The organism is Rubellimicrobium roseum (assembly GCF_006152145.1).
GTDB lineage: Bacteria > Pseudomonadota > Alphaproteobacteria > Rhodobacterales > Rhodobacteraceae > Rubellimicrobium > Rubellimicrobium roseum.
On sequence record NZ_VDFV01000140.1, the window covers coordinates 1 to 1,502 of the forward strand.

Here is a 1,502-nt window from a genome sequence, read left to right on the forward strand (position 1 = left end):
TTCTTCGGCATGGATCCTCCTCGTCAGACAGGCTGACACTACAAATGGATCCATTCTCGGGAGACAGGCCAGTAGTGCTGCCGCCAGGACTCGATCACGACTATTGCCTCGGCGAGGCTGTAGAAGATCTCCCCGTTGAGCAGTTCGTCCCGGAGCTTGGAGTTGAAGCTTTCGCAAAAGCCGTTCTCTCAGGGGCTGCCTGGCTCGATGTAGGCGGTCTTCGCGCCCACGGCTCTGATCCAGTCCCGCACCGCTGTGGCGATAAACTCCGGCCCGTTGTCGGACCGGATGTGAGCCGGCACACCCCGAAGGATGAACTGGTCGGCCAAAACGTCGATCACGTCCGTGGACTGGAGCTTCCGGTTGACCCGAATGGCCAGGCACTCCCGGCTGAACTCATCGATGAGGTTGAGCCTGCGGAACTTCCTTCCGTCGTGGGTCCGGCTTTCGACGAAGTCGTACGACCAGACATGGTTGGGGCGCTCGGGCCGAAGACGGATGCAGGACCCGTCATCGAGCCAGAGCCCCCCCTTCTTGGGTTGCTTCGCGGGCACCTTCAGCCCCTCCCGCCGCCAGATCCGCTCGACGCGCTTCACGTTCACCGTCCAGCCGGCCTCCCGAAGAAGCGCCGTGATGCGCCGGTATCCGTAGCGGCCATGCTCCCGCGCCAGTGCGATGATGTCCGCCGTGAGGGCCTCTTCGTCAGGTCGGCCCCGCGGCACTTTGCGCTGTGTCGAGCGATGCGGCCCCAGAACCCGGCAGGCGAAGCGTTCCAAGACCTGGAACGTCTGCCTCACGTGCTCGATGCAGCGACGACGGCGGGCGGGGCTCAGAAGTTTCCCCGGGCGGCCTCGGCCAAAATGAGCTTCTCGAGTGTCAGGTCGGAGACCGCTTTCCGGAGCCGCTCGTTCTCCTTCTCCAGCTCCTTGAGCCGCTTCACCTGGTCGGTCTTCAGCCCACGAACTCCTCGCGTCAGCGTGAGTCACGTGAACGGCGTCACGCCGGTCGAGCGCACCGCTTCGGCCACCGACTGGCCTTGCGACACCAACACGTCGACCTGCCGGAGCTTGGCCACGATCTCCTCCGGCTTGTGCTTCTTCTGCGGTATTCCTTCGTCCTCCCTCCGGCTCGAAAGCCTACTTCAGGGAGGACCACCTTTCAGGGGGCAGACCAGGGACCGCGTGTGACGAATGCTGGTGAGGAGTCCACTTTTGAAGCCAAGCAATAATCAAGAGTCACAGTGACTTGTCTAGTATGGAGTCATGTGGCGGAGCGGGAGGGATTCGAACCCTCGAGACGGTTTCCCGCCTACACACTTTCCAGGCGTGCGCCTTCGACCACTCGGCCACCGCTCCGTCGTGCGTTCCTTAGACCTGTCACACAGGCGAGCGCAAGGGCTCGCGGACGTTACGCTGCAGTCAAGGGATCTGCCTGAACTGGCCCCTGTTTCGACCGGACACCTGGGCATAACCATGGAGGCTTAGGCATAGCCCTAAGCACGT

Annotated in this window: 1 tRNA gene and 1 pseudogene; both read right to left on the minus strand. The window is 62.7% G+C overall.

The features are described 5' to 3' along the window. Positions 1 to 71: 71 nt before the first annotated feature. Positions 72 to 1,108: pseudogene (locus FHG71_RS23200) on the minus strand (IS3 family transposase); the annotation flags it as partial. 157 nt (positions 1,109 to 1,265) lie between these two features. Then, a tRNA-Ser gene (locus FHG71_RS23205) sits at positions 1,266 to 1,355 on the minus strand. Positions 1,356 to 1,502: the final 147 nt, after the last annotated feature.